Annotated in this window: 1 pseudogene; it reads right to left on the minus strand. The window is 75.1% G+C overall.

Features of this window, described 5'->3' with window-relative positions:
- A pseudogene (locus tag G3I65_RS11885) lies at window positions 1–874 on the minus strand (hypothetical protein); the annotation flags it as partial.

Below are 874 nucleotides of genomic sequence, written 5' to 3' on the forward strand. Positions count from 1 at the left end.
CCGAGCGGGCGACGGCCAGCGCCCGCCGGTAGGGCTCGAGACCCACCTCCGGTCGACCGGTGCGCAGGTGGACGGCGGCGGCCTGGTTCACCATCCGCACCTCGGCGCCGCGGTCGCCCGAAATCGTGGCGGCGTCGACCGCGAGACGGCCGGCGCTGATCCACTCGGCGTAGTGCCCGCGGTAGAGGAACACGCCCCAGAGCGCGTCGTACAGCTCGCACACGAGCTCGTACCAGCCGAAGCCGTGCGCGGTCCGCAGGCAGGTGATCAGGTTCGGCAGCTCGCCTTCGAGCCAGTCCAGTGCCGCTGCCCGCGTGCCGAACTCCGTCATCACCCGGGTGCGGTGCGGGCGGAGTGGCGTCGCCGCGCGGTCGGCCGAGGCCGCGCGGTCGCGGTACCACGACACCGCCGACCACACCGCCCGCTCCCGTTCGGGCGCCGGGTCGTGCTGTTCGGCGAGGCGCCGGGCGTGCAGGCGGACCAGGTCGTGGCAGCGGTAGCGGTCGTACGCGGTGTCGGCGATCATGCTCGCGTCGACCAGCACCGCGAGGAACCGCTCCGCCTCCGCTTCCGGCGTACCGAGCAGGGCGGCCGCGACACCCCGGCCGAAGTCGTCGCCGGGGTACACCCCGAGCAGCCGGTACAGACGAGCCGCGTCCGGCGGAAGCCCCCGGTAGGAAACGTCGAAGCACAGCTCGACCGCCAGCGCGCCGCCCTCCGCGACCAAGGTCCGCAACCGGTGTCGTTCGTCGGCGAGTTCGTCCGCCAGCCTGGAGAGCGGCCAGTGCGGCCGGACCGCCAGCCGCGCGGCGGCGACGTGCACCGCGATCGGCATCCCGCCGCACAGCTCGGCCACCGCCCGCGCCGCCGCCGG

The sequence above is a fragment of the Amycolatopsis sp. SID8362 genome, from assembly GCF_010550475.1.
GTDB classification, from domain to species: Bacteria; Actinomycetota; Actinomycetes; order Mycobacteriales; family Pseudonocardiaceae; genus Amycolatopsis; species Amycolatopsis eburnea.